Origin of the sequence: Candidatus Pseudomonas auctus, from assembly GCF_048654275.1 — a bacterium.
In the GTDB taxonomy this organism is placed as follows: Bacteria; Pseudomonadota; Gammaproteobacteria; order Pseudomonadales; family Pseudomonadaceae; genus Aquipseudomonas; species Aquipseudomonas pharyngis.
In genome coordinates, this window is record NZ_JBJYZK010000007.1 from 147,603 (window position 1) to 172,585 (window position 24,983).

The following is a 24,983-nucleotide window of genomic DNA, read 5'->3' on the forward strand; positions in this document are numbered from 1 at the left end:
GCCCGTGATAGCATCCGCGCCTATGAAGTTTCCAGGAAGATTTACCAGTGGCGTGCTCATGCTGTTAAGCAGCTGCGCGGCGCTGGCGCAAAGTGAATTGGATGTGCGGATCAAACCGTCCAACGATGAACTGAAAGCCAATATAGAAGGCTATATCGGCAGCCTCGGCGATCGTGACGAAGAAGCCTTGCAGCGCTTCAGTCGCGGCGCCGAAGAACAGGCGCGCAAGGCCGCCCAGGCCTTGGGTTATTACCAGCCGCAGATCGAAAGTGACGTCAAGGGCGGTGAAAAACCGCGTCTGGTGCTGAACATCGATCCCGGCGAGCCGATCCGCCTGCGCAACGTGACCGTTCGGGTCGACGGCCCGGCGGCCTCTCTCAAATCCTTTCGAGTCCCCAAGAGTGACGTGCTCAAGCCCGGCGCGGTGCTCAACCATGGGCGTTACGAAGACGCCAAACGCCTGATTCAGAACCAGGCCTCGCGCTACGGCTTTTTCAGCGGCCGTTTCACCAGTCAGAAATTGATGGTCGATCCCCGCGCCGGAGTCGCCGACGTCGAACTGATCTACGAAAGCGGCCCGCGTTATGCGCTGGGCAAAGTCAGTTTTGAGGGCGATACACCGTTCGATGAAGACCTGCTGCAACGCATGGTGCCGTTCAAGGCCGGCGAGCCGTATGACTCCGAGCTGATCGCCGAACTCAATCGCGACCTGCAATCGAGCGGATATTTTGAAGGCGTGCGGGTCGACGCCGCACCGACCGCCGCGAAAAACGACGTGATCCCGGTGGACGTCAAACTCGACACCCGCAAGCCGCGCACCATGGGCCTGGGTCTGGGTTATTCCACCGACGTCGGCCCGCGAATCAAGGCCAACTGGACCCGCCATTGGGTCAACCCGCAGGGCGACAGTTATGGCTGGGAGGCCGAACTCTCGGCGCCACGGCAGAACGTCGGTCTGTTCTACGACATCCCGCTGGACCCGCCGCTGACCGACAAGCTGCGCTGGGCCGGCGGTTATCAATACGAGGACATCGACGGTTCCGACACCTTGAGCAAGCTGCTGACCTTCGGCCCGGAATGGCACAGCAAACTGCCGAGCGGCTGGCAGCGGGTGATCTCGTTGAAATGGCAGCGTGAGGAATACCAGCTCGGCGACGACTCCGGTCTGAGCACCTTGCTGATGCCCGGCGTCAGCTATTCCTACCTCAAGAGTGACAACCGCATCGACCCGCACAACGGCTATCGCCTGACCTTCGAAAGCAAAGTGGCGAAAGAAGGGCTCGGTTCGGACAACAACCTGCTTTATGGCACGGCGCTGATCAAGGGCCTGACCACCGTGTTCGACAAGCATCGCTTGCTCGGCCGGGTGCAGGTCGGCGGCAGTGCCACCAACGGTTACAAATCGGTGCCGCCGTCGCTGCGCTTCTTCGCCGGTGGCGATCAGAGCGTGCGTGGTTACGACTATCAGAGCCTGTCCCCGGAGAACTCCGAGGGCGACCGTATCGGCGGGCGCTACATGGTGGCCGGCAGCGTCGAATATCAATATTCGATTGCCGAGAAGTGGCGCGTGGCGACCTTCGTCGATCAGGGCAACTCCTTCAACAAACTCGAACTGCCGAACCTCAAGACCGGGGTCGGTATCGGCGTGCGCTGGGTCTCGCCGGTGGGGCCGATCCGCCTCGACCTGGCCCACGCGCTGGACGACGACGGCGGCATCCGGCTGCACTTTTCCATGGGGCCTGAGCTGTGAAGCGTGGTTTGAAAATATCGGCGCTGGCGCTGTTGTCGCTGGTGCTGCTGATCGTATTGAGCATCACCGCTGTGCTCGGAACCCAGGCCGGCAGCCGTTGGGTGCTGGGGCTGGTACCGGGCTTGAGCGTCGACAATTTCCAGGGTCGCCTCGGCGGGCAGTGGAGCGCCGATCATCTGCTGTGGCAGCAGGACAGCAGCCGCGTCGAACTGGACAAACCGATCTTCGAATGGTCGCCGCTGTGCCTGACGCGCATGACGTTGTGCATCCAGCAGCTGAAGGCCGATACCGTCAGCCTGCAATTCCCGCCGAGCGAAGAAGTCACTGAAAGCGGCCCGATCAAGCTTCCGGATCTGCAATTGCCCGTGGCCATCGAGCTGGGCGACGTGCAGGTCGGCAGCCTGTTGTTCAACGGCAGCGAAGCGTTGAAAGGCCTGCAACTGGCGGCGCACTGGACCGCCAAGGGCATGCAGATCGACAGTGTGAAACTGCAACGCGACGAGTTGAGTCTGAATCTGTCCGGCCTGCTGCAACCGACCGGCAACTGGCCGCTGAACATTGCCGGTGATCTGACCTTGCCGTCGCCCGCTCCCGAGCCGTGGACGCTGGCGCTGAAAATCGACGGCGACCTGCTGAAAACCCTCAACCTGCACGCCGACAGCCGTGGCTACCTCAACGGCCAGTTGAGCGGCGAGCTGCAACCGCTGGCGGAAAACCTGCCGGCCAAAGTGCGGATCACCTCGGAGGCGTTCAAGCCGAGCGCCGATCTGCCGGACACCCTGCAATTCAATCAGCTGCTATTGACCGGCGAAGGCGACCTGAAAAACGGTTACCAACTGCTCGGCAATGCGACGCTGCCTGCCGAGAAAGGCCCGGTGGCGCTGTTGCTCAAAGGCAAGGTTGACGCCAAAGGCGCGCAGATTGCTGGCCTCGACCTGACAGCCAACGACAAGCAAAGCCTCAAGCTCACCGGCAATGTCGACTGGAGCAAAGGCCTCAGCGCCCAGGCCAACATCAACTGGCTGGATTTTCCTTGGCACCGGCTCTATCCGGAAATCGACGAGCCGCAGGTCGCTTTGCGTACCTTCACCGGCGAAGTCTCCTACACCGACGGTCAGTACCTCGGTAACTTCGCCGCCGCTGCAGATGGGCCGGCGGGGGCGTTCACCCTGAGCAGTCCGTTCAGCGGCAATCTCAAGCAGATTTTCCTGCCACAACTGAAACTCGAAGCCGGGCAGGGCAAGGCCGAAGGCCATGTGAACGTGCAGTTCGCCGATGGCATTGCCTGGGACACCGCGCTGGAGTTGTCGGCGCTCAACCCGGCGTACTGGGTTGCGGAGTTGCCGGGCACCCTGGCTGGGCCGTTGAAGAGCAAAGGCGAAATGAAGAACGAACGCCTGAGCCTGAATGCCGACCTCGATCTGAAAGGCAAACTGCGCGGGCAACCGGCGGTCCTGCAAGCCAAGGCTGACGGCGCTGGCGAGCAGTGGAATCTGAATGCCCTGCAAATTCGCCTCGGCGACAACAGCATCAACGGCAAGGGCAGCCTGCAACAGAAGCTCACCGGGCAGATCGACATCAAACTGGCGCGACTGGCCCAGCTCTGGCCGCAACTGCGCGGGCAGATCAACGGGCGGATCGATGTCGCCGGCACGCTCAAGGCGCCGCAGGGCAAGCTCGGCCTGCAAGGTTCGCAACTGGCGTTCCAGGACAATCGCCTGCAAAGCCTCAACCTCGACGCCACCCTCGACAGTGCGCAACGGGCGAAGATCGACCTCAAGGGTAGCGGCATCCAGGCCGGCGATACGTCGCTGGGCACCCTGACCGTCAGCGCTCAGGGCGATATCAAAAACCAGAAACTCAACCTCGACCTGCTCGGGCCCAAGCTGAAACTGGCGTTGGGTCTGGACGGCAATCTGGACAAGGGCAACTGGCGCGGGCGTCTGGCCAGCGGCGACATTCAGGCCGGCGGCCAGGACTGGAAGCTGCAAAACCCGGCCAAACTCGAACGGCTGGCCGACGGCAAGATCAACTTCGGCGCCCATTGCTGGATGTCCGGCAATGCCAGCCTGTGCGGTGAAGATCAGCGCCTGATGCCGGAGCCGAAGCTGCGTTATCACCTCAAGCAATTCCCGATCGAAAGCCTGGCGCAGTGGCTGCCGAAGGATTTCGCCTGGCAGGGCAAGCTCAACGCCGACCTGCAACTGGACCTGCCGGCCAGCGGCCCGAACGGCCAGGTCAGCATCGATGCCAGCGGCGGCACCTTGCGCATGCGCGAGAAGGATCAGTGGGTCGACTTCCCGTACCAGACCCTCAAGCTCACCAGCAAACTCACGCCGAAACGCATCGACACTGATCTCAACTTCGTCGGCGGCAAGCTTGGCGAGTTGATGGTGCAGGCGCAGCTCAACCCGCTGCCGAAGAACAAACCGCTCAGCGGTACATTCCGCCTCAGCGGACTGGATCTGTCGGTGGCGCGGCCGTTTGTGCCGATGGTCGAGAAACTCACCGGGCGCCTGAACGGCAGCGGCACGATTTCCGGTGGGCTGCTCGCGCCGCTGGTCAACGGCACGGTGCAGCTCAGCGACGGCGAAGTGTCCGGGCCGGAGTTGCCGATCGAGCTGCAAGCGTTGCAACTGCAAGCGGTGATCGCCGGTGAAGCCGTGCAATTGAACGGCGGCTGGAAAAGCGGCAAGAGCGGGCAGGGCAGTCTGAACGGCAACATCGCCTGGGGTCAGGCGTTGGTGGTGGATCTGGCGCTCAAGGGCACGCAATTGCCGGTGACGGTCGAGCCCTACGCCAAACTGGAAGTGGCGCCGGACCTGAAGATTTCCATGGCCGGCGATGAGCTGGCGATTGCCGGCAAGGTGCTGGTACCGAAAGGCGAAATCACCGTGCGCGAACTGCCGCCATCGACGGTGAAAGTCTCCGATGACACGATCATCGTCGGCGCGCAGACCGAGGAGGGCAAACCGCCGCTGGCGATGAAAATGGACATCGATGTGGTGGTCGGCCAGGACAAGTTGAGCTTCGCCGGGTTCGGCCTGACCGCGAACCTGCAAGGCCAGGTGCACATCGGCGACAACATGGACACCCGTGGCGAACTGTGGCTCAACGACGGACGCTACCGCGCCTACGGCCAGCGTCTGACGGTACGTCGCGCGCGTCTGCTGTTTGCCGGCCCGATCGATCAGCCATATCTGGACATCGAAGCGATTCGCCAGACCGATGATGTGATCGCCGGTATCCGCCTGAGCGGCAGCGCCGAGCAGCCGACGACACAGATCTTCTCGGAACCGGCCATGAGCCAGGAACAGGCGCTGTCTTATCTGGTGCTGGGGCGTCCGCTGAGCACCACCGGCGAGGACAACAACATGCTCGCGCAAGCGGCACTCGGTCTGGGCCTGATGGGCAGTTCCGGGGTCACCAGCAGTCTGGCCAGCGACCTGGGCATTCAGGACTTCCAGCTCGACACCCAGGGCAGCGGCAACACCACCAGCGTAGTGGCCAGCGGCAACATCTCGGAAAAACTCAGCCTGCGCTATGGCGTCGGCGTGTTCGAGCCGGCCAACACCATCGCCTTGCGTTACAAACTGAGCAAAAAGGTTTACCTCGAAGCCGCCAGCGGCGTGGCCAGTTCGCTGGACATCTTCTACAAGCGGGATTTCTAGCCCGCTTTTCCCTGCCTGTATTAACAAGTTGGTGCAATCGCCAGCAGGCTGACTCCCACAGGGTTTTGTGAAGTTCACAACTGTGTGGGAGCGAGCCTGCTCGCGATGGCGTCTGCACGGACGACAGAAAAACCCAATCCATTGGTCAACTAATTACAAAGCAACCTAACTATTACGTTGACATTCGCTGCCTAGGCAGTAACATCTCGACATACATTCACTGCCTAGGCAGTTATTAGGTGAGCACATGAAGCATTTCACCCCTGACGAATTCCAGCATTGCCATCTCGGCCTGTTGCTCGGCCGTGCCGCTTTACTCAAGGACAAGATCATCGACACCCACATGGAACCCCACGGCATCACCGCCGCGCAGTTCAAGGTGTTGATCATCATGGCCCAGTTCGGCGTCGACACCCCGGCCGAGCTGTGCCGGCACCTGTCGCTGGACAGCGGTTCGATGACCCGCATGCTCGATCGTCTGGAGCAGAAAGGTTTCCTGGTTCGCCAACGCAGCGAAGGCGATCGCCGTCAGGTGCAACTCAAGCTCACCGAGCAGGGCCAGCAACTGGCCGATCGCCTGCCGCACATCGGCGCCGACGCCATGAATGAACTGGCCGGCGCCGTGACCCCGGACGAGTTGAAAACCCTGGAATACATCCTCAAGAAAATTTTGCTGGCAGCCGGTGACCCGATCACCCTCCAGCGGTTAGGTGAACACAATGAGCGGTAAAACCTTGCGCAGCAGCCTGACACTGGTGCTGTCGGCGATGATCCTCGCCGGTTGCGCCAACTACAGTGGCCTCGATACCCAGGGCGCGAGCCTCGATGCGAAAACCCTGCAAACCGGGCAATCGCTCAACGGCGTCACCCTGTCCCAGGCCGCGTGGCCGAAGAGCGACTGGTGGACCAGCCTCGGCGATCCGCAGCTCGACGGCCTGATCCGCGAAGCCCTGAAAGACAGCCCGGACATGCAGATCGCCGACGCGCGCGCCCATCAGGCCAGCGCCGCCGCGTATGCCGCCGATGCCGAGCGTTATCCGACCCTCGACGCCAGCGCCGGCATCAGCCGCTCGCGTCTGGCCCGGGATCAGGATCCGCTGGGGCAGGGTGGGGCTTACTCCACCGTGCGCAACATCAGCGCCGGTTTCAATTACAACTTCGACCTGTGGGGCGGTCAGCGTGACGCCTGGGAAGCCGCACTCGGTCAGGCCCGTGCCGCCGAAGTCGACCGTCAGGCCGCGCAACTGACCCTGGCTGCCGACGTGGCTCGGGCCTACAGCGATCTGGGTCAGGCGCACATCGTTTATGACCTGGCCAACGAAGATTTGAAGCGCACCAAACAGATGCTCGACCTGAGCCAGCGCCGCCTGAGTTCCGGGATCGACAGTCAGTACCAGTTCCAGCAGACCCAAAGTCTGGAAGCCAGCTCCGAAGCCAGCCTGATCGACGCCGAAAAACGCCTGAACAGCGCAAAAATCGCCCTGGCCGTACTGCTCGGCAAAGGCCCGGATCGCGGCAACGAAATCGCTAGACCGAAAGTTTTGCAAGCCAGCGCCGTGGCATTGCCCTCGGTGCTGCCGGCCGAGCTGCTGGGCCGTCGCCCGGATCTGGTCGCCGCGCGCTGGCGTGTCGAGGCGGCGAGCAAGGACATCGACTCGGCCAAGACCCGCTTCTATCCCAACCTGAACCTGTCGGCTTCCGCCGGTGCCGAATCCTTGTTGGGGGACGCGATGTTCGGCTCCGCCAGTCGCTTCTTCAACATTGCCCCGACGATTTCGGTGCCGATCTTCGATGGTGGACGCCTGCGCGCCAATCTCGATGCCCGCGACGCCGACTACGACCTCGCCGTGGCGCAGTACAACAAAAGCCTGGTGAAAGCCCTGGGCGATGTCAGCGACACGATCAACCAGCTGCGTGACATCGGCCGGCAGATCGGCGCCCAGCAGCACGCGACCGAGATTGCCCAGGATTCTTACAACACCGTCGTCCAGCGTTACGGTTCCGGCATCGGCAACTACCTGGACGTGCTCAGCATCGAGCAGCAATTGCTGCAGGCCCAGCGTCAGCTGGCCAACCTGAATGCCGAGCAGATCGACCTGTCGATTCAACTGATGCAAGCGCTGGGCGGCGGCTTCCAGGGTGAAACCCTGACCGCAGCCAACGCCACCCCAGCCACGCCGCACAACTAATTCAAGGTACTTGTCATGGCCACTGCCGAAAACACACAAGCTCAAGACAACGCCCAGGACACTGGCAATCCGCGCAAACGCAAGCTGATGCTGCTGGTGCTGGCCGTTGTGGTTGCCCTCGCCGGTGCCGGCGTCTGGGCGTATCACGAATTCATCGGACGCTGGAGCGAAAGCACCGACGACGCCTACGTCAACGGCAACGTGGTGGAAATCACCCCGCTGGTGACTGGCACCGTGGTCAGCATCGGTGCTGACGATGGCGATCTGGTGCACGAAGGCCAGGTGCTGATCAACTTCGACCCGAACGATGCCGAAGTCGGCCTGCAAAGTGCCAAGGCCAATCTGGCCCGTACCGTGCGTCAGGTGCGCGGTCTGTACAGCAACGTCGACGGCATGAAGGCCCAGGTCAATGCGCAACAGGCCGAAGTGCAGAAAGCCCAGGACAACTTCAACCGTCGTAAGAACCTCGCTGCTGGCGGGGCGATTTCTCAAGAAGAACTGTCCCACGCTCGCGACGACCTGACCTCGGCGCAAAACGCCCTGGCCAACGCCAGGCAGCAGTTGAAAACCACCAGCGCGCTGGTCGATGACACCGTGGTCTCCTCGCACCCGGACGTGATGGCTGCCGCCGCGCAACTGCGTCAGGCTTACCTGACCAACGCTCGCAGCACTTTGATCGCGCCGGTTACCGGTTATGTCGCCAAACGCACCGTGCAACTTGGCCAGCGTGTGCAGCCGGGCACTGCGCTGATGGCGGTGATTCCATTGGATCAGCTGTGGATCGACGCCAACTTCAAGGAAACCCAGCTGCGTGACATGCGCATCGGCCAACCGGTGGAAATCGAGTCGGACATCTACGGCAGCGACGTCAAGTTCAGCGGCACCATCGACAGTCTTGGCGCGGGCACCGGCAGCGCGTTCGCCCTGTTGCCGGCGCAGAACGCCACCGGTAACTGGATCAAGATCGTGCAGCGTGTGCCGGTACGGATTCACGTCAACGCCGAAGAGCTGGCCAAGCACCCGCTGCGCGTCGGTCTGTCGACCAATGTCGAGGTCAACCTGCACGACCAGAGCGGCCCGGTACTGGCCCAGCAGCCGCCGCAAAAGGCCTCGTTCAGCACCAACGTCTACGACCGCCAACTGGCCGAAGCCGACGCGATGATCACCCAGTTGATCCACGACAACAGCGCCGCGGTCAGCAAGACTGTGCAACGCTGATCTCATCCTGTGGGAGCGAGCCTGCTCGCGATGGCGATTTTCAATTCAACAGTTTTGTTGGCTGAGCCGCCGTCTTCGCGAGCAGGCTCGCTCCCACAAAGGGCGGCTGCGTCTGTAACAGACACGGCGCCAACCCGGCTTCATAGGATTCACGATGAGCAATAACGCCTCTTTTACGCCGCCCAGCCTGTTGCTCAGCACCATCGGCCTGTCGCTGGCGACCTTCATGCAGGTGCTCGACACCACCATCGCCAACGTGGCGTTGCCGACCATTTCCGGCAACCTCGGCGTGAGTTCGGAGCAGGGCACCTGGGTCATCACCTCGTTCGCCGTGAGCAACGCCATTGCGCTGCCTCTCACCGGCTGGCTGAGCCGTCGCTTCGGCGAAGTAAAGCTGTTTCTGTGGGCGACCATCCTGTTTGTGCTGGCTTCGTTCCTCTGCGGTATTTCCACGTCGATGCCGGAACTGATCGGCTTCCGCGTGCTGCAAGGCCTGGTGGCCGGGCCGTTGTACCCGATGACCCAGACACTGCTGATTGCGGTGTATCCGCCGGCGAGGCGGGGCATGGCCCTGGCGTTGCTGGCGATGGTCACGGTGGTGGCGCCGATTGCCGGGCCGATCCTCGGCGGCTGGATCACCGACAGTTACAGCTGGCCGTGGATTTTTTTCATCAACGTGCCGATCGGGATCTTCGCGGTGATGGTGGTGCGCCAGCAGCTGGCCAAACGCCCGGTGGTCACCAGCCATCAGCCGATGGATTACGTCGGGCTGATCACGCTGATCATCGGCGTGGGCGCGTTGCAGGTGATCCTCGACAAGGGCAATGACCTGGACTGGTTCGAGTCGAACTTCATCATCATCGGCGCGGCGATTTCGGTGATCGCGCTGGCGGTGTTCGTGATCTGGGAAATGACCGACCAGCATCCGGTGGTCAACCTGCGGCTGTTTGCCTATCGCAACTTCCGCATCGGCACGTTGGTGTTGGTGTTGGGGTACGCCGGGTTCTTCGGCATCAACCTGATCCTGCCGCAGTGGTTGCAGACCCAGATGGGCTACACCGCGACCTGGGCCGGTCTGGCGGTGGCACCGATCGGTATTCTGCCGGTGCTGCTGTCGCCGTTTGTCGGCAAGTACGCGCACAAGTTCGACCTGCGCCTGCTGGCCGGGCTGGCGTTCCTGGCGATCGGCTTGAGCTGCTTCATGCGCGCCGAGTTCACCAACGAAGTGGACTTTCAGCACATCGCCCTGGTGCAGTTGTTCATGGGGATTGGCGTGGCGCTGTTCTTCATGCCGACCTTGAGCATTCTGATGTCGGACCTGCCGCCGAGCCAGATTGCCGATGGCGCTGGTCTGGCGACGTTTCTGCGGACACTGGGCGGTAGCTTTGCGGCGTCGTTGACTACGTGGATCTGGATTCGCCGGGCGGATCAGCATCATGCCTATATGAGCGAGAGCATCAGCACCTTCGAGCCAGCGACTCGCGAGACCTTGCATTCGCTGGGTGGCGCGAGCCAATCGGCCTATGCGCAGATGGATCAGATCCTCACCAGTCAGGCGTACATGCTCTCCACCGTGGATTACTTCACGTTGCTGGGCTGGGGGTTCATGGGGTTGATTCTGATTGTGTGGCTGGCCAAGCCGCCATTCGCAGCCAAGGCTGGCCCGGCTGCTTCCGGGCACTAAGATCAAAAGCTTTCCCTCACCCTAACCCTCCCGAAACGTCGGACCGCCCGGAGGGAGAGGGGACTGACCGAGGTGGATGTGCGAGGTCATCGACCTGAAAGTCTTCAGTCGAACTCAGGTTTGAAAAGCATGAAGGTCGGCTCCCTTTCCCCCTCGCCCCCTTGGGGGAGAGGGCTGGGGTGAGGGGGTGGCGATCTTCAGCCGTGCGGCAATGCCAGCGGCGGCGCAAAGTCAAACGGCGCCAACGCAAACCCGTTCTCATCCACCTGCAACGCCCAACCCTGACGATCCCAATCCCCCAGCACAATCCGCTTCGCGGCCTGATCACCGATCTGCAACTTGTGGATGGCCGGGCGGTGGGTGTGCCCGTGAACCAGGGTTTTCACCCCGTATTCCTGCATGATCCGCGGAATTTCCTCCGGCGTGACATCGACGATGTCATTGGCCTTCATCCGCGTCTGCGCCCGGCTTTCGCTGCGCAGCTTGCGCGCGAGCTTGTGCCGGGTGCGCAAGGGCAGATTGCGCAGGATGAACAGGCTCAGCGGATTGCGCAGGTAGCGGCGCAGCTTCATATAGGCTTCGTCGCGGGTGCACAGGCTGTCGCCGTGCATCAGCAGCACCGGTTCGCCGTAAAACTGCACGACACTTGGGTCCTTCAACAGCGTGCAGCCGGCCTGTTTGCAGAAGGCCTTGCCGAGCATGAAGTCGCGATTGCCGTGCATCAGAAATATCGCCGTGCCGCTGTCGCTGAGTTCGCGCAGGGCCTGGCAGATGGAACGCTGGAAGGGGGTCATGGCGTCGTCGCCAATCCACGCTTCGAAGAAGTCGCCCAGAATGTACAACGCACTCGCCGAGCGGGCGCGTCCGGCGAGCAAATCCAGAAACGCCCGGGTAATGTCCGGGCGCTCCTCTTCCAGATGCAAGTCTGAAATCAGCAATATCACGCTTCGATGATCTCGGCTTTCTCGATGATCACGTCGTCTGCGGGTACGTCCTGGTGGCCTGCCTTGGAGGTGGTGGAAACGCCTTCGATCTTGTCGACAACGTCGGTGCCCGAAACCACTTTACCGAACACGGCATAACCCCAGCCCTGAGCGGTCTTGGCGGTGTGGTTCAGGAAGCTGTTGTCGGAGGCGTTGATGAAGAACTGCGCCGAAGCCGAATGCGGGTCCATGGTGCGGGCCATGGCGATGGTGTACTTGTCGTTCTTCAGACCGTTGTCGGCTTCGTTCTGGATGCTCGGGCTCTTGTCTTTCTTTTCTTTCATGCCTGGCTCGAAACCGCCGCCCTGGATCATGAAGCCTTTGATGACGCGGTGGAACACGACGTTCTCGTAGTGACCTTTTTTGACGTATTCGATGAAGTTGGCGGTGGTGAGAGGCGCCTTTTCAGCGTTCAGTTCGATGACGATGTCACCGAAGTTGGTGGTCAATTTAACTTGAGTCATGATCGATGCTCTTTATAAGGAATTCGTGGGTATTGGGACATTTGGGCCCCGTACCGGTTCAGCCCGTGAGGGCCAAGGTGCGCAGTTTAGCGTGACAGGCGCGAATTTCGAGGCTGTTTTTCAAATCCCTGCGATTAAATACGCTCCTTTATAAGGCCTGCTCTGTCAGCCCCTTGACAGCATCGGCTATGATAGCCGCTTTGTTTTGTCAGGCCCGTGTCCCGGCCGCGCACTGTACGTTCAAGGATCCTATGAGCAAGCCCACTGTCGACCCTACCTCGAATTCCAAGACCGGCCCCGTTACGCCGGTCAATTTCCTGCGCCCGATCATCCAGGCGGACCTGGACTCGGGTAAGCACACGCAGATCGTCACCCGTTTCCCGCCTGAGCCCAACGGCTACCTGCACATCGGCCACGCCAAGTCGATCTGTGTGAACTTCGGCCTGGCCCAGGAGTTCGGCGGCATTACCCACCTGCGTTTCGACGACACCAACCCGGCCAAGGAAGACCAGGAATACATCGACGCGATCGAAAGCGACGTCAAATGGCTGGGCTTCGAATGGTCCGGCGAAGTGCGCTACGCCTCGCAATATTTCGACCAGTTGCACGACTGGGCCGTCGAGCTGATCAAGGCCGGCAAGGCCTACGTCGACGACCTGACGCCCGAGCAAGCCAGGGAATACCGCGGCAGCCTGACCGAGCCGGGCAAGAACAGCCCGTTCCGCGACCGTTCGGTGGAAGAGAACCTGGACTGGTTCGCTCGCATGCGCGCCGGCGAATTCCCGGACGGTGCCCGCGTACTGCGTGCCAAGATCGACATGGCCTCGCCGAACATGAACCTGCGCGACCCGATCATGTACCGCATCCGCCACGCCCATCACCACCAGACCGGTGACAAGTGGTGCATCTACCCGAACTACGACTTCACCCACGGTCAGTCGGACGCCATCGAAGGCATCACCCACTCGATCTGCACCCTGGAGTTCGAAAGCCATCGTCCGCTGTACGAGTGGTTCCTCGACGCACTGCCAGTGCCAGCGCACCCGCGTCAGTACGAGTTCAGCCGTCTGAACCTCAACTACACCATCACCAGCAAGCGCAAGCTCAAGCAACTGGTTGACGAGAAACACGTCAACGGCTGGGACGATCCGCGCATGTCCACGCTGTCGGGCTTCCGCCGCCGTGGCTACACCCCGGCATCGATCCGCAACTTCTGCGAGATGATCGGCACCAACCGTTCCGACGGCGTGGTCGACTTCGGCATGCTCGAGTTCAGCATCCGTCAGGACCTCGACGCGAACGCCCCACGCGCCATGTGCGTGCTGCGTCCGTTGAAAGTCGTGATCACCAACTACCCGGAAGGCCAGGTCGAGAACCTCGAACTGCCGCGTCATCCGCAGAAAGAAGAACTCGGCGTGCGCCAGCTGCCGTTCGCCCGTGAAATCTACATCGACCGCGATGACTTCATGGAAGAACCGCCAAAAGGCTACAAGCGTCTGGAGCCGAACGGCGAAGTGCGTCTGCGCGGCAGCTACGTGATCCGTGCCGACGAAGCGATCAAGGACGCCGACGGCAACATCGTCGAGCTGCGTTGCTCGTACGATCCGGACACCCTGGGCAAGAACCCTGAAGGCCGCAAGGTCAAAGGTGTGATCCACTGGGTGCCGGCCGCTGCCAGCATCGAGTGCGAAGTGCGTCTGTACGATCGCCTGTTCCGTTCTCCGAACCCGGAGAAGGCCGAAGACAGCGCGAGTTTCCTGGACAACATCAACCCTGACTCACTGCAAGTGCTGACCGGTTGTCGTGCTGAACCCTCGCTGGGCAACGCACAGCCGGAAGACCGTTTCCAGTTCGAGCGCGAAGGCTACTTCGTCGCGGATATCAAGGACTCGAAACCAGGTCAGCCGGTATTCAACCGTACCGTGACCCTGCGTGATTCGTGGGGCCAGTGATCAAGTCTTAAGGAAACACCGTGCTTACGATCTACAACACGCTCACCAAGAGCAAAGAAGTCTTCAAGCCGCTGGATGGCAACAAGGTGCGCATGTACGTCTGCGGGATGACCGTGTACGACTACTGCCACCTGGGCCACGGCCGCAGCATGGTCGCGTTCGACCTGGTGACCCGCTGGTTGCGGTTCAGCGGTTATGACCTGACCTACGTGCGCAACATCACCGACATCGACGACAAGATCATCAACCGGGCCAACGAGAACGGCGAGTCGTTCGAAGCGTTGACCGAGCGCATGATCGCCGCGATGCACGAAGACGAAGCGCGCCTGAACATCCAGAAGCCGGACATGGAGCCGCGCGCCACGGACCACATTCCGGGCATGCACGCGATGATCCAGACCCTGATCGACAAGGGTTACGCCTACGCCCCGGGCAATGGCGATGTGTACTACCGCGTCGGCAAGTTCATGGGCTACGGCAAGCTCTCGCGCAAGAAGATCGAAGACCTGCGCATCGGTGCGCGGATCGAGGTCGACGAAGCCAAGGAAGATCCGCTGGACTTCGTGCTATGGAAAGGCGTCAAGCCGGGCGAGCCGAGCTGGGAATCGCCGTGGGGCGCCGGGCGCCCGGGCTGGCACATCGAGTGCTCGGTGATGTCCACCTGCTGCCTGGGTGAGACGTTCGACATTCATGGCGGCGGCAGCGACCTCGAGTTCCCGCACCACGAAAACGAAATCGCCCAGAGCGAAGCGGCCACCGGCAAGACCTACGCCAACGCGTGGATGCATTGCGGCATGATCCGTATCAATGGCGAGAAGATGTCCAAGTCCTTGAACAACTTCTTCACCATTCGCGACGTGCTCGACAAGTACCACCCGGAAGTCGTGCGTTACCTGCTGGTGTCGAGCCACTACCGCAGCGCGATCAACTACTCGGAAGACAACCTCAAGGACGCCAAGGGCGCACTGGAGCGTTTCTACCACGCGTTGAAAGGCCTGCCGAACGTGGCACCGGCTGGCGGTGAAGCGTTCGTCGAGCGTTTCACCACGGTGATGAACGACGACTTCGGCACGCCGGAAGCCTGCGCGGTGCTGTTCGAGATGGTCCGTGAGATCAACCGTCTGCGCGAGAGCGATCTCGATGCAGCTGCCGGTCTGGCGGCGCGTCTGAAAGAACTGGCCAGCGTGCTGGGTGTGTTGCAGCTCGAAGCCGATGACTTCCTGCAAGCTGGTGCCGAAGGGCGCGTGGATGCAGCCGAAGTCGAGGCGCTGATCGCTGCGCGTCTGGCGGCACGGGCCGGCAAGGACTGGGCCGAATCCGACCGCATCCGCGACCAGCTCACCGCCATGGGCGTGGTGCTGGAAGACGGCAAGGGCGGCACGACCTGGCGTCTGGCTGACTGATCGCTGCGCTTGCTACAAACAAAACCCGCCTTGTGCGGGTTTTTGTTTGGCTGCGAGAAGAGCCCCTCACCCTAACCCTCTCCCAAAGGGAGAGGGGACTGAATGGGGGATATTCAAGAAATACGCCGTCCTGAAAGGTTTTCTCCGAATCCATAATCGACGCAATCTCTCAGGTCGATGTAGAACGCCAGACACCTCGGTCAGCTCCCTCTCCCTCCGGGCGGTCCGACGTTTCGGGAGGGCTGGGGTGAGGGATTGCTTTTGACGTTCGCGTAGGTCTTGATGTCCGCAACGCGCTCAGCCGGATGCTGATCGGCGACGTTTATGGAATGGAGGAATCATGGCTAATCACTATCGCGAGTTGGTATCGACACCCGGCGCGACCGGGCTGATCCTCGCGAGCTCTATTGCCCGACTGCCCCAGGCAATGATCGGCATCGGCATCATCACCATGCTGGTGCAGCAGACCGGCGTTTACTGGCTGGCCGGTGCAGTCGCCGGTACGTTTACCCTGGCCAATGCGCTGCTCGGCCCGCGCATCTCGAAACAGGTTGATCGGCGTGGCCAGAGTCGCGTGCTGCCCGTCGTCACGGCGTTCAGCATCGTCATGTTGCTGGCACTGATTGTTGCGGTGCACCTGAGGGCGCCGGCCGCGCTGTTTTTTGTGCTGGCGGCACTGGCGGGGACGATGCCGAGCATGCCGTCCATGATCCGCGCACGCTGGACGCAATTGTTTCGTGGCAAGCCGCAACTGCACACCGCGTTCTCGCTGGACACGGTCCTCACCGAACTCGCTTACATCATCGGCCCGCCACTGGCGATCGGTTTGAGCGTGAGTTTCTTCGCGGAAGCCGGGCCGCTGGTGGCGGTGGGGCTGCTGGCCGTCGGCGTGACGGCGTTTCTCATGCAGCGTCAGACCGAACCGAAAGTCGTGGCGGGCAACCGGAAAAACAGTGGTTCGACCCTGCTGATTCCCGGCGTTCGCACCATTGTCCTGGCACTGCTGGCGATGGGCGCCATTGGCGGATCGATCGATGTCGCCGTTGTGGCCTTCGCCAATGCCCAGGGCTGGCCAGCGTCCGCCACCTTCATCCTCGCCGCTTATGCGTTCGGCTCGCTGGTGGCGGGCCTGACCTTCGGCGCGTTGCGGGTTTCGCTGGCGATTGAAAAGCAGTTCTTTATCGGGATCCTGGTCACGGCAGTCACCGGCGTATTGCCGATTTTCTCACCGGACGTTTATGTCCTTACCGCGATGCTGTTTATCACCGGCATCTCGTTCGCGCCGACCATGGTGGTGGTCATGAAGCTGGGAACAATCATCATCCCAGCAGCGAGGATGACCGAAGGCCTGACGTGGATGACCACCGGAATCAGCATCGGCGTGGCGCTCGGCGGCATGCTGGCGGGGCTGGTGATTGATGCTTTTGGTGCACGGGCAGGGTTCGCGGTCGCGATTGCTGCAGGTCTGATGATGATGGTCGTGGTGCTGATGGGCCTGCGGACGTTGGCGTCCGCATCGGCTGCGCCTGTTGAACCAGCAATTTCGGCCTGACCCGCTATGGGGGCGCTCAGCTTTCAAGCTGCCGCAATCGCTTGTACAGCGTATTGCGGCTCACCCCCAATCGCCGAGCCAGGTGGGAAATATTCCCGCCGGCCAGTTGCAACTCCCGGTTCAGCGCCTCGGCATCGTTCAGGTCGATGCCCAACGGCTCGGCCACTTCCACGGGCTCCATCTCCAGATCGACGAAGAAGTCGTCCGGCAAATGCTCGGGCCGGATCGGTTGTTCCTCGGCCATTGCCAGCGCCACCTGCATCACGCTGCTTACCTGGCGCAGATTGCCCGGCCACGGGTGCCGTTCGAACAGTTCCAGCACCTCGCGACTCAATCCCGCCCACTGCGATGGCTCGCGATGCTGTTCCCACAACCGCTTGAACAGCGCCTGCTTGTCACTGCGCTCGCGAAGCGGTGGCAATTCCAGAGTCAAACCGCCAATGCGGTAGTAAAGATCCTCACGAAAACGCCCCAGTTGCACCTGTTCCCTGAGCGAACGGTTGGTGGCGGAGATGATCCGCAGATCCACCGGGAACAGCTCGCTGCTGCCCACCGGTTGCACGCAGCGCTCCTGCAATACGCGCAACAGGCGAGCCTGAGTTGGCAGCGGCATGTCGCCGATTTCATCGAGGAACAGCGTGCCTTTGTCGGCCTTGCGGATCAGGCCAATGCTGCCTTTTTGGTTGGCGCCGGTGAACGCGCCTTTCTCGTAGCCGAACAACTCTGACTCCACCAGTTCGGCGGGGATCGCCGCGCAGTTGACGGCAATGAACGCCTGTTTGCTGCGGGAGCTGGCCTGGTGCAGGGCCTTGACGAAGACTTCCTTGCCGACCCCGGTTTCGCCGTGAATCAGCAGCGGGATGTCCTTTTCCAGCAGACGTTCAGCCTGGCGCACGGCTTTCTCCACGCGACTGTCGCCGAAGTGCAAAGTGCTCAGGCTGATGGCCGTGGGTGCGGCGACTTTCGGTTCGGCGGTTCTTGTTTCAGTGAAGACCCGCGCCTGAACCGGCGCCTGTTTAGGTCGCTTCAACAAACACTGGAAACGATTGCGCCCGGAAGTCTGCAAGGCGAACGGCAAACCGTCCGGCTGATTGATCAACTCCAGCAACGACACCTTGAACAGGCTTTCAACGCTGACCCGCGACAAGCGCACACCCAGCAGATTGTCGGCCCGACGGTTGGCCGACAGCACCTGACCGCTTTCATCAAAGATCAGCAGCCCGGCCCACTGGCTGTCGAGGTTGTTCAACCCGGTGTTGAAGGTCAGTTGAAAGTGCTGGCCATGGAACAGGTTGAGGATCAGCCGGTTTTCCACGGTCTGGCTCATCATCTTGACCATGCCGAGGGTGTGCGAGGGCGGCAGATAACTGTCGCTGGACACATCGAGTACGGCGATGACCTTGCGCTCGGCGTCGAAAATCGGCGCGGCGGAACCGGTCATGAAGCGGTTGGCCTTGAGAAAGTGTTCATCGTGTTCAATGTGCACCGCCTGCTCGCAGGCCAGTGCCGTGCCGATGGCGTTGGTGCCGCTGGCGCGTTCGATCCAACTCGCTCCCGGTTGAAAACCCCGCGCCAGACTCGGCTCGATAAAGCGTTGCGTGCCCCACGAGGTCAGCACCTGGCCCTGATTGTCGGCGAGCATGATCAGGCAGTTGGAATTGCTGAGGATGTTTTCGTAGTAGGGCAAGACTTCCTGGTGGGTGGTCTGCACCAGCGCGTGATGGCTGTCGAGCAGATGCGCGATGCCGGCGGCGGGCAACTGATCAAAGGCCGGGGCGCTTTGGTGATCCAGACCGAACGCGCGGCAACGTTGCCAGGAACTCTGGACGAGGGCGTCGTGGGAAAGCGGCGAGGCAGGTGCGGCCATGATTGGCAGTCTCTGAAGGGTGCTTTGTTGTTTTTGTTATGGCTCGTTCGACGAGCAAAAAGCATCCATAGAGTGTTGTTCACTATTGTTCATTGTCAATCGCCCGACTGTTCAATTGTTCAGTCGCGACTGTTCACTTGTGTTCAGCTGCGAACCCCGGTTTGCGTGGCCTCCAGCGAATTTTGCGGTAAATCAACAGCTTGCCGTTTCTGGCACGAATGTCGCTCTACAGGACAGGTCGCTTGACTCCAATAATAAAAAGGCCGAGCCATGTCACTCACCCTGGAGCACGTCTGCCGTACCGTCGAGGGCCAGACCTGGATCGACGATGCGAGCCTGAAATTCGAACCTGGATCTTTCAACGTTTTGCTCGGACGCACACTGTCCGGCAAGACCAGTCTGATGCGCCTGATGGCCGGTCTGGACAAGCCCGACAGCGGCCGCATCCTGATGAACGGCGTCGACGTCACCCAGCGCCCGGTGCGTTTGCGCAACGTGTCGATGGTCTATCAGCAGTTCATCAATTACCCGACCATGACGGTGTTCGAGAACATCGCCTCGCCGCTGCGCCAGGCCGGGATCTCCAACGAGCAGATCCAGAGCAAGGTGCAGGAAACCGCGAAGATGCTGCGCATCGAGAAGTTCCTGAAGCGCTATCCGCTGGAACTGTCCGGCGGCCAGCAGCAGCGCACGGCCATGGCCAGGGCGCTGGTCAAGGATGCCGAGCTGATCCTGTTCGACGAACCGCTGGTCAACCTCGATTACAAACTGCGCGAAGAACTGCGCCAGGAAATGCGCGAGCTGTTCAAGGCGCGCCACACCATCGCCATCTATGCCACCACCGAACCCAACGAAGCGCTGGCGCTGGGCGGTACCACGACCATTCTGCACGAGGGCCGGGTGATCCAGAGCGGCCCGTCGACCGAGGTCTACCACCAGCCACAAACGGTGCTGGCCGCCGAATTGTTCTCCGAGCCGCCGATCAACCTGATGCCGGGGCGTATCGCCGGTAACGAAGTGAGTTTCGCCAACTTCGTGCACTTTCCGTTGAACGTCGATCTGCGGCCGGTGGGCGAGGGCGAGTTCCGTTTTGGCGTGCGCCCGAGCCACATCTCGCTGGTGCCGAGCAACGATGACGACCTGGAACTGGCGGTGACCGTCGAGGTGGCGGAAATCAGCGGTTCGGAAACCTTCCTGCACGTGCGCAACGAGCATTTCCTGCTGGTGCTGCATTTGCCGGGGGTTCACGAATACGACGTCGATGCGCCGATCCGCATCTATATCCCGACCCATAAACTGTTTGTGTTCGATGCGCAGGGCCGTCTGGTGCAGGCACCGGGCCGGCGTGTCGCGAGGGTTGCCTGATGGCCGAAATCCGTTTGCAGCACCTCGCCCACAGCTACAGCAAAACCCCGAGCGGGCCCGAGGATTACGCGATCCGCGAGATGGACCACATCTGGGAGCAGGGCGGCGCCTATGCCTTGCTCGGCCCTTCGGGCTGCGGCAAGTCGACGTTGCTCAACATCATTTCCGGTCTGCTCAGCCCGTCCCAGGGGCATGTGCTGTTCGACGGCAAAGCGGTCAACGACCTGACCCCGGAGAAGCGCAACATCGCCCAGGTGTTCCAGTTCCCGGTGGTGTACGACACCATGACCGTGTTCGACAACCTGGCCTTTCCCCTGCGCAATCAGGGCCTGGCCGAGGCGAAAGTTCACAGCAAGGTGCAGGAAATCGCCGAAGTTCTCGACCTGCAGAACCTCCTGAGCAAGAAGGCGCGCAACCTCACCGCCGACGAAAAACAGAAAGTCTCCATGGGCCGTGGCCTGGTGCGCGATGACGTCTCGGCGATTCTGTTCGACGAGCCGCTGACGGTGATCGACCCGCACCTGAAATGGAAACTGCGGCGCAAGCTCAAGCAGATCCACGAGCAGTTCAACATCACCATGGTCTACGTAACTCACGATCAGCTGGAGGCTTCGACTTTTGCCGACAAGATCGCGGTGATGTACGGCGGCCAGATCGTCCAGTTCGGAACGCCACGGGAATTGTTCGAGCGGCCGAGCCACACCTTTGTCGGCTACTTCATCGGCAGCCCGGGGATGAACCTGATCGAAGTGCAACCGCAACCGGGCGGGGTCGGTTTCAACTCGACCCATCTGCCGCTGTCCGACGGCTTGCAGCGCCATATCGAACACGGCCAGTGGAAAAATCTGAAGGTCGGCATCCGTCCCGAGTTCATCCATGTGTGGGACGAGCCGTTTGATGACGCGATGCAGGCGCGGGTCGTACACGTCGAAGACCTCGGCACCTACAAGATCATGACCCTGGATCTGGACGGCGCACCGCTGAAAGTGCGTCTGGCCGAGGACAAACCGGTGCCCCAGGGCACGGCGTACATCAGTTTTCCGGCGCAGTGGCTGATGGTCTATGCCGACGAGTTTCTGCTGGATGCCACCGACAGCGAGGTACAGCCATGAATAAGGTGCAGAACAACAAGGCCTGGTGGCTGGTGTTGCCGGTGTTCCTGCTGGTGGCGTTCAGTGCCGTGATCCCGATGATGACCGTGGTCAACTATTCGGTGCAGGACATTTTCGACCAGTCCAGCCGCTACTTCGTCGGTGCGGACTGGTACAAGCAGGTGCTGCTCGATCCGCGTCTGCACGACTCGTTGCTGCGCCAGTTCATCTACTCGGCGTGTGTGCTGCTGATCGAAATCCCCCTCGGGATCGCCATTGCCCTGACCATGCCGACCAAGGGTCGCTGGTCGTCGGTGGTGCTGATCGTGCTGGCGATCCCGTTGCTGATTCCATGGAACGTCGTCGGCACCATCTGGCAGATTTTCGGCCGCGCCGACATCGGCCTGCTGGGTTCGAGCCTCAACGCCATAGGCATCAGCTACAACTACGCGGCCAACACCATGGACGCCTGGGTCACCGTGCTGGTGATGGACGTCTGGCACTGGACTTCGCTGGTGGCGCTGCTGTGTTTTTCCGGCTTGCGGGCGATTCCCGATGTGTATTACCAGGCCGCGCGCATCGACCGGGCCTCGGCCTGGGCCGTGTTCCGCCACATTCAGTTACCGAAGTTGAAGAGCGTGCTGTTGATCGCGGTGATGCTGCGCTTCATGGACAGCTTCATGATCTACACCGAGCCGTTCGTGCTCACCGGTGGCGGGCCGGGTAACTCGACGACCTTTCTGAGTCAGACCTTGACCCAGATGGCCGTAGGCCAATTCGACCTGGGGCCGGCGGCGGCATTCTCGCTGGTGTACTTCCTGATCATCCTGCTGGTGTCCTGGCTGTTCTACACCGCCATGACCCACAACGATGCCAACCGCTGAGGCCCGGCCATGAGCAAAAGAAAGCTGATTCCCCTGCTGCTCTACATTCTGTTCCTGCTGGTGCCGATCTACTGGCTGCTGAACATGTCGTTCAAGAGCAACACCGAAATCCTCGGCGGACTGACCCTTTTCCCACAGGATTTCACGCTGGCGAACTACAAGGTGATCTTCACCGACCCGAGCTGGTACACCGGCTATATCAACTCGCTGTACTACGTCAGTCTGAACACGATCATCTCTTTGACCGTGGCACTGCCGGCGGCCTACGCGTTTTCGCGCTACCGTTTTCTCGGCGACAAGCACCTGTTCTTCTGGCTGCTGACCAACCGCATGGCGCCACCGGCGGTGTTCCTGCTGCCGTTCTTCCAGCTGTATTCGTCGATCGGCCTGTTCGATACCCATATTGCCGTGGCGCTGGCGCACTGCCTGTTCAACGTGCCGTTGGCGGTGTGGATCCTTGAAGGCTTCATGTCCGGGGTGCCGAAGGAAATCGACGAAACTGCCTACATCGACGGCTACAGTTTTCCCAAGTTCTTCGTGAAGATCTTTATCCCGCTGATCGGCTCCGGCATCGGTGTGACGGCGTTTTTCTGCTTCATGTTTTCCTGGGTCGAACTGCTGCTGGCGCGCACGCTGACCTCGGTGAACGCCAAACCGATCGCGGCGGTGATGACGCGCACGGTGTCGGCGTCCGGTATCGACTGGGGTGTACTGGCGGCGGCGGGGGTGTTGACTATTCTCCCCGGCATGCTGGTGATCTGGTTCGTTCGCAACCACGTGGCCAAGGGCTTTGCCCTGGGCCGGGTCTGAGGAACTGATGATGGAATGGATGAGCTGGACCGTCCCGACGGCGGCGTTTTTCATCGTGATTGGTTTGATCCTGGTGGGCATGACCACCTGGGAACTGCGCTCGCCGAGCATCTTGCGGCGAGGGTTTCTGCCGATTGCCACCACCCGTGGCGATCGCTTGTTCATCGGTCTTCTCGGCAGCGCCTACCTGCACCTGCTGGTAATCGGCGTGACCGATTGGAGCATCTGGGTAGCGTCCGCGTTGTCCCTGGTGTGGCTGTTGGCTGTGATGCGTTGGGGCTAGTCGAATCGCTCGGCAATCGTGCTCCGAAAACCTAACAGGAGGTCTCTATGTTCGATAAGAAAAATAAGCTGCGACATAGCATTTCATTGGCAGCCATGCTGGCACTCAGCGGTTTGAGCGCGTCCGCCTGGGCCGACGCCTACGAAGATGCCGCAAAAAAATGGATCGGCAGCGAGTTCAAGCCGTCGACCCTGACGGCCGAGCAGCAGCTCGAAGAACTGAAGTGGTTCATCAAGGCGGCCGAGCCGTTTCGCGGGATGGACATCAAGGTCGTCTCGGAAACCCTGACCACCCACGAATATGAATCCAAGGTGCTGGCCAAGGCCTTCAGTGAAATCACCGGCATCAAGCTGACCCACGACCTGCTGCAGGAAGGCGACGTGGTGGAAAAAATGCAGACGGTGATGCAGTCGGACAAGAACATCTACGACGGCTGGGTCAACGACTCGGACCTGATCGGTACGCACTTTCGCTACGGCAAGACCGAATCGATCACCGACCTGATGGCCAACGAAGGCAAGAACTTCACCTCGCCGACCCTCGACATCAAGGACTTCATCGGCATCTCCTTTACCACTGCGCCGGACGGCAAGATCTATCAATTGCCCGACCAGCAGTTCGCCAACCTGTACTGGTTCCGCGCCGACTGGTTCGAACGCGCCGACCTGAAAGCCAAGTTCAAGGAAAAGTACGGCTATGAACTGGGCGTGCCGGTGAACTGGTCGGCCTATGAAGACATCGCCAAGTTCTTCAGCGAAGACGTCAAGGAAATCGACGGCAAACGCATCTACGGGCATATGGACTACGGCAAGAAAGACCCGTCGCTGGGCTGGCGCTTCACCGATGCCTGGTTCTCCATGGCCGGTGGCGGCGACAAGGGCATTCCCAACGGTTTGCCGGTGGACGAGTGGGGGATTCGCGTCGAGGATTGCCACCCGGTCGGCTCCAGCGTGACCCGCGGCGGCGACACCAACGGCCCGGCGGCGGTGTTTGCCACCACCAAATACGTCGACTGGCTGAAAAAGTACGCGCCACCGGAAGCGGCGGGCATGACCTTCTCCGAATCCGGCCCGGTGCCATCCCAAGGCAACATCGCCCAGCAGATCTTCTGGTACACGGCCTTCACCGCCGACATGACCAAGCCGGGTCTGCCGGTGGTCAACGCCGACGGCACGCCGAAGTGGCGCATGGCGCCGTCGCCGCGCGGGCCGTACTGGGAAGAAGGGATGAAGCTCGGTTATCAGGACGTGGGCTCGTGGACCTTCATGAAGTCCACGCCTGAGAAACAGAAACTCGCGGCCTGGCTGTACGCGCAGTTCGTGACCTCGAAAACCGTGTCGCTGAAGAAAACCATCGTCGGTCTGACGCCGATTCGCGAGTCGGACATCAACTCGCAAGCGATGACCGATCTGGCGCCGAAACTCGGTGGTCTGGTCGAGTTCTACCGCAGCCCGGCCCGTGTGCAATGGACGCCGACCGGCACCAACGTGCCGGACTACCCACGCCTGGCACAATTGTGGTGGAGCCACATCGCCGAAGCCGCCAGCGGCGAGAAGACCCCGCAACAGGCCCTCGACGGTCTGGCCAAGGATCAGGACGCGATCATGACCCGTCTGGAACGCTCCAAGGCCCAAGCGGTGTGCGCCCCGAAAATGAACCCCGAGCGCGACGCGCAATACTGGTTCGACCAGCCGGGCGCACCCAAACCGAAACTGGCCAACGAGAAACCGAAAGGCGAAACCGTGAGCTACAACGAACTGCTCAAGTCGTGGGAGGCGGCACGCAAGTAAGCGCCTTTGCGGGACGGAACGGCACCT

18 protein-coding genes are annotated in these 24,983 nt (G+C 61.2%); 15 read left to right on the forward strand and 3 right to left on the reverse strand.

Annotation, left to right across the window (positions count from 1 at the left end):
- The first annotated feature begins 22 nt into the window (after positions 1–22).
- The 6 genes from ACKUG4_RS15260 (at position 23) to ACKUG4_RS15285 (ending at position 10,512) form a co-directional block, all read left to right on the forward strand.
- Entirely contained in the window at positions 23–1,750 is a 1,728-nt protein-coding gene (locus ACKUG4_RS15260; protein ID WP_443524537.1) for an autotransporter assembly complex protein TamA, read from the forward strand.
- Positions 1,747–5,421, forward strand: a complete 3,675-nt coding sequence (locus tag ACKUG4_RS15265; RefSeq protein ID WP_445434326.1) for a translocation/assembly module TamB domain-containing protein — start codon at positions 1,747–1,749, stop codon at positions 5,419–5,421. The genes ACKUG4_RS15260 and ACKUG4_RS15265 overlap by 4 nt, the downstream gene beginning before the upstream one ends.
- Before the next feature lie 247 nt (positions 5,422–5,668).
- Positions 5,669–6,151 (forward strand): MarR family winged helix-turn-helix transcriptional regulator, encoded by a 483-nt coding sequence (locus tag ACKUG4_RS15270; protein ID WP_085612677.1) that lies wholly within the window; start codon positions 5,669–5,671, stop codon positions 6,149–6,151.
- Positions 6,141–7,610, forward strand: a complete 1,470-nt coding sequence (locus ACKUG4_RS15275) for an efflux transporter outer membrane subunit (RefSeq protein WP_064597775.1) — start codon at positions 6,141–6,143, stop codon at positions 7,608–7,610. The genes ACKUG4_RS15270 and ACKUG4_RS15275 overlap by 11 nt, the downstream gene beginning before the upstream one ends.
- Before the next feature lie 15 nt (positions 7,611–7,625).
- The gene (locus ACKUG4_RS15280) at positions 7,626–8,828 is read left to right on the forward strand and encodes an HlyD family secretion protein (RefSeq protein WP_445434327.1); all 1,203 of its coding nucleotides are present in this window, start codon (positions 7,626–7,628) and stop codon (positions 8,826–8,828) included.
- Positions 8,829–8,982: 154 nt separating this feature from the next.
- Complete coding sequence (locus ACKUG4_RS15285) at positions 8,983–10,512, forward strand: DHA2 family efflux MFS transporter permease subunit (protein ID WP_039767480.1); 1,530 nt, start codon at positions 8,983–8,985, stop codon at positions 10,510–10,512.
- 197 nt (positions 10,513–10,709) lie between these two features.
- On the opposite strand, the gene lpxH is transcribed toward ACKUG4_RS15285, so the two are convergent.
- Both lpxH and ACKUG4_RS15295 read right to left on the reverse strand, forming a co-directional pair.
- Positions 10,710–11,456 (reverse strand): UDP-2,3-diacylglucosamine diphosphatase, encoded by a 747-nt coding sequence (lpxH, locus tag ACKUG4_RS15290; RefSeq protein WP_102687173.1) that lies wholly within the window; start codon positions 11,454–11,456, stop codon positions 10,710–10,712.
- The gene (locus ACKUG4_RS15295; protein ID WP_039767476.1) at positions 11,453–11,959 is read right to left on the reverse strand and encodes a peptidylprolyl isomerase; all 507 of its coding nucleotides are present in this window, start codon (positions 11,957–11,959) and stop codon (positions 11,453–11,455) included. Before ACKUG4_RS15295 ends, lpxH begins: the two co-directional genes overlap by 4 nt.
- Before the next feature lie 251 nt (positions 11,960–12,210).
- Between ACKUG4_RS15295 and ACKUG4_RS15300 the strand changes: the two genes are divergently transcribed.
- From ACKUG4_RS15300 to ACKUG4_RS15310, 3 genes are all read left to right on the forward strand, one after another.
- Positions 12,211–13,911 (forward strand): glutamine--tRNA ligase/YqeY domain fusion protein, encoded by a 1,701-nt coding sequence (locus tag ACKUG4_RS15300; protein ID WP_445434328.1) that lies wholly within the window; start codon positions 12,211–12,213, stop codon positions 13,909–13,911.
- Between the two features lie 20 nt (positions 13,912–13,931).
- On the forward strand, positions 13,932–15,314 hold the full coding sequence (gene cysS / locus ACKUG4_RS15305; protein ID WP_039767472.1) for a cysteine--tRNA ligase: 1,383 nt from the start codon (positions 13,932–13,934) through the stop codon (positions 15,312–15,314).
- 340 nt (positions 15,315–15,654) lie between these two features.
- Positions 15,655–16,866 carry an MFS transporter gene (locus tag ACKUG4_RS15310; protein WP_445434329.1) on the forward strand — a complete coding sequence of 404 codons (1,212 nt, stop codon included), beginning with the start codon at positions 15,655–15,657 and terminating at the stop codon, positions 16,864–16,866.
- Between the two features lie 16 nt (positions 16,867–16,882).
- Here the strand turns inward: ACKUG4_RS15310 and ACKUG4_RS15315 are convergent, their stop codons facing one another.
- Positions 16,883–18,733: a sigma-54-dependent Fis family transcriptional regulator gene (locus ACKUG4_RS15315; protein WP_445434330.1), complete on the reverse strand. Its 1,851-nt coding sequence runs from the start codon at positions 18,731–18,733 to the stop codon at positions 16,883–16,885.
- Positions 18,734–19,003: 270 nt separating this feature from the next.
- On the opposite strand from ACKUG4_RS15315, the gene ACKUG4_RS15320 reads away from it, so the two are divergent.
- Genes ACKUG4_RS15320 through ACKUG4_RS15345 form a run of 6 tightly spaced genes read left to right on the forward strand, consistent with a single transcriptional unit; the run spans position 19,004 to position 24,956 of the window.
- On the forward strand, positions 19,004–20,098 hold the full coding sequence (locus tag ACKUG4_RS15320; protein ID WP_064597764.1) for an ABC transporter ATP-binding protein: 1,095 nt from the start codon (positions 19,004–19,006) through the stop codon (positions 20,096–20,098).
- Positions 20,098–21,210, forward strand: coding sequence for an ABC transporter ATP-binding protein (locus tag ACKUG4_RS15325; RefSeq protein ID WP_007951488.1), 1,113 nt, complete (start codon positions 20,098–20,100; stop codon positions 21,208–21,210). Before ACKUG4_RS15320 ends, ACKUG4_RS15325 begins: the two co-directional genes overlap by 1 nt.
- A complete protein-coding gene (locus ACKUG4_RS15330) occupies positions 21,207–22,073 on the forward strand; it encodes a carbohydrate ABC transporter permease (protein WP_445434331.1) in 867 nt (288 codons plus the stop codon). The genes ACKUG4_RS15325 and ACKUG4_RS15330 overlap by 4 nt, the downstream gene beginning before the upstream one ends.
- A 9-nt stretch (positions 22,074–22,082) precedes the next feature.
- Positions 22,083–22,883 (forward strand): carbohydrate ABC transporter permease, encoded by an 801-nt coding sequence (locus tag ACKUG4_RS15335; protein ID WP_007951486.1) that lies wholly within the window; start codon positions 22,083–22,085, stop codon positions 22,881–22,883.
- A gap of 10 nt (positions 22,884–22,893) precedes the next feature.
- Complete coding sequence (locus ACKUG4_RS15340) at positions 22,894–23,166, forward strand: DUF2160 domain-containing protein (RefSeq protein WP_039767461.1); 273 nt, start codon at positions 22,894–22,896, stop codon at positions 23,164–23,166.
- Between the two features lie 47 nt (positions 23,167–23,213).
- Entirely contained in the window at positions 23,214–24,956 is a 1,743-nt protein-coding gene (locus ACKUG4_RS15345) for an ABC transporter substrate-binding protein (RefSeq protein WP_007951484.1), read from the forward strand.
- The last annotated feature ends 27 nt before the right edge of the window (positions 24,957–24,983 follow it).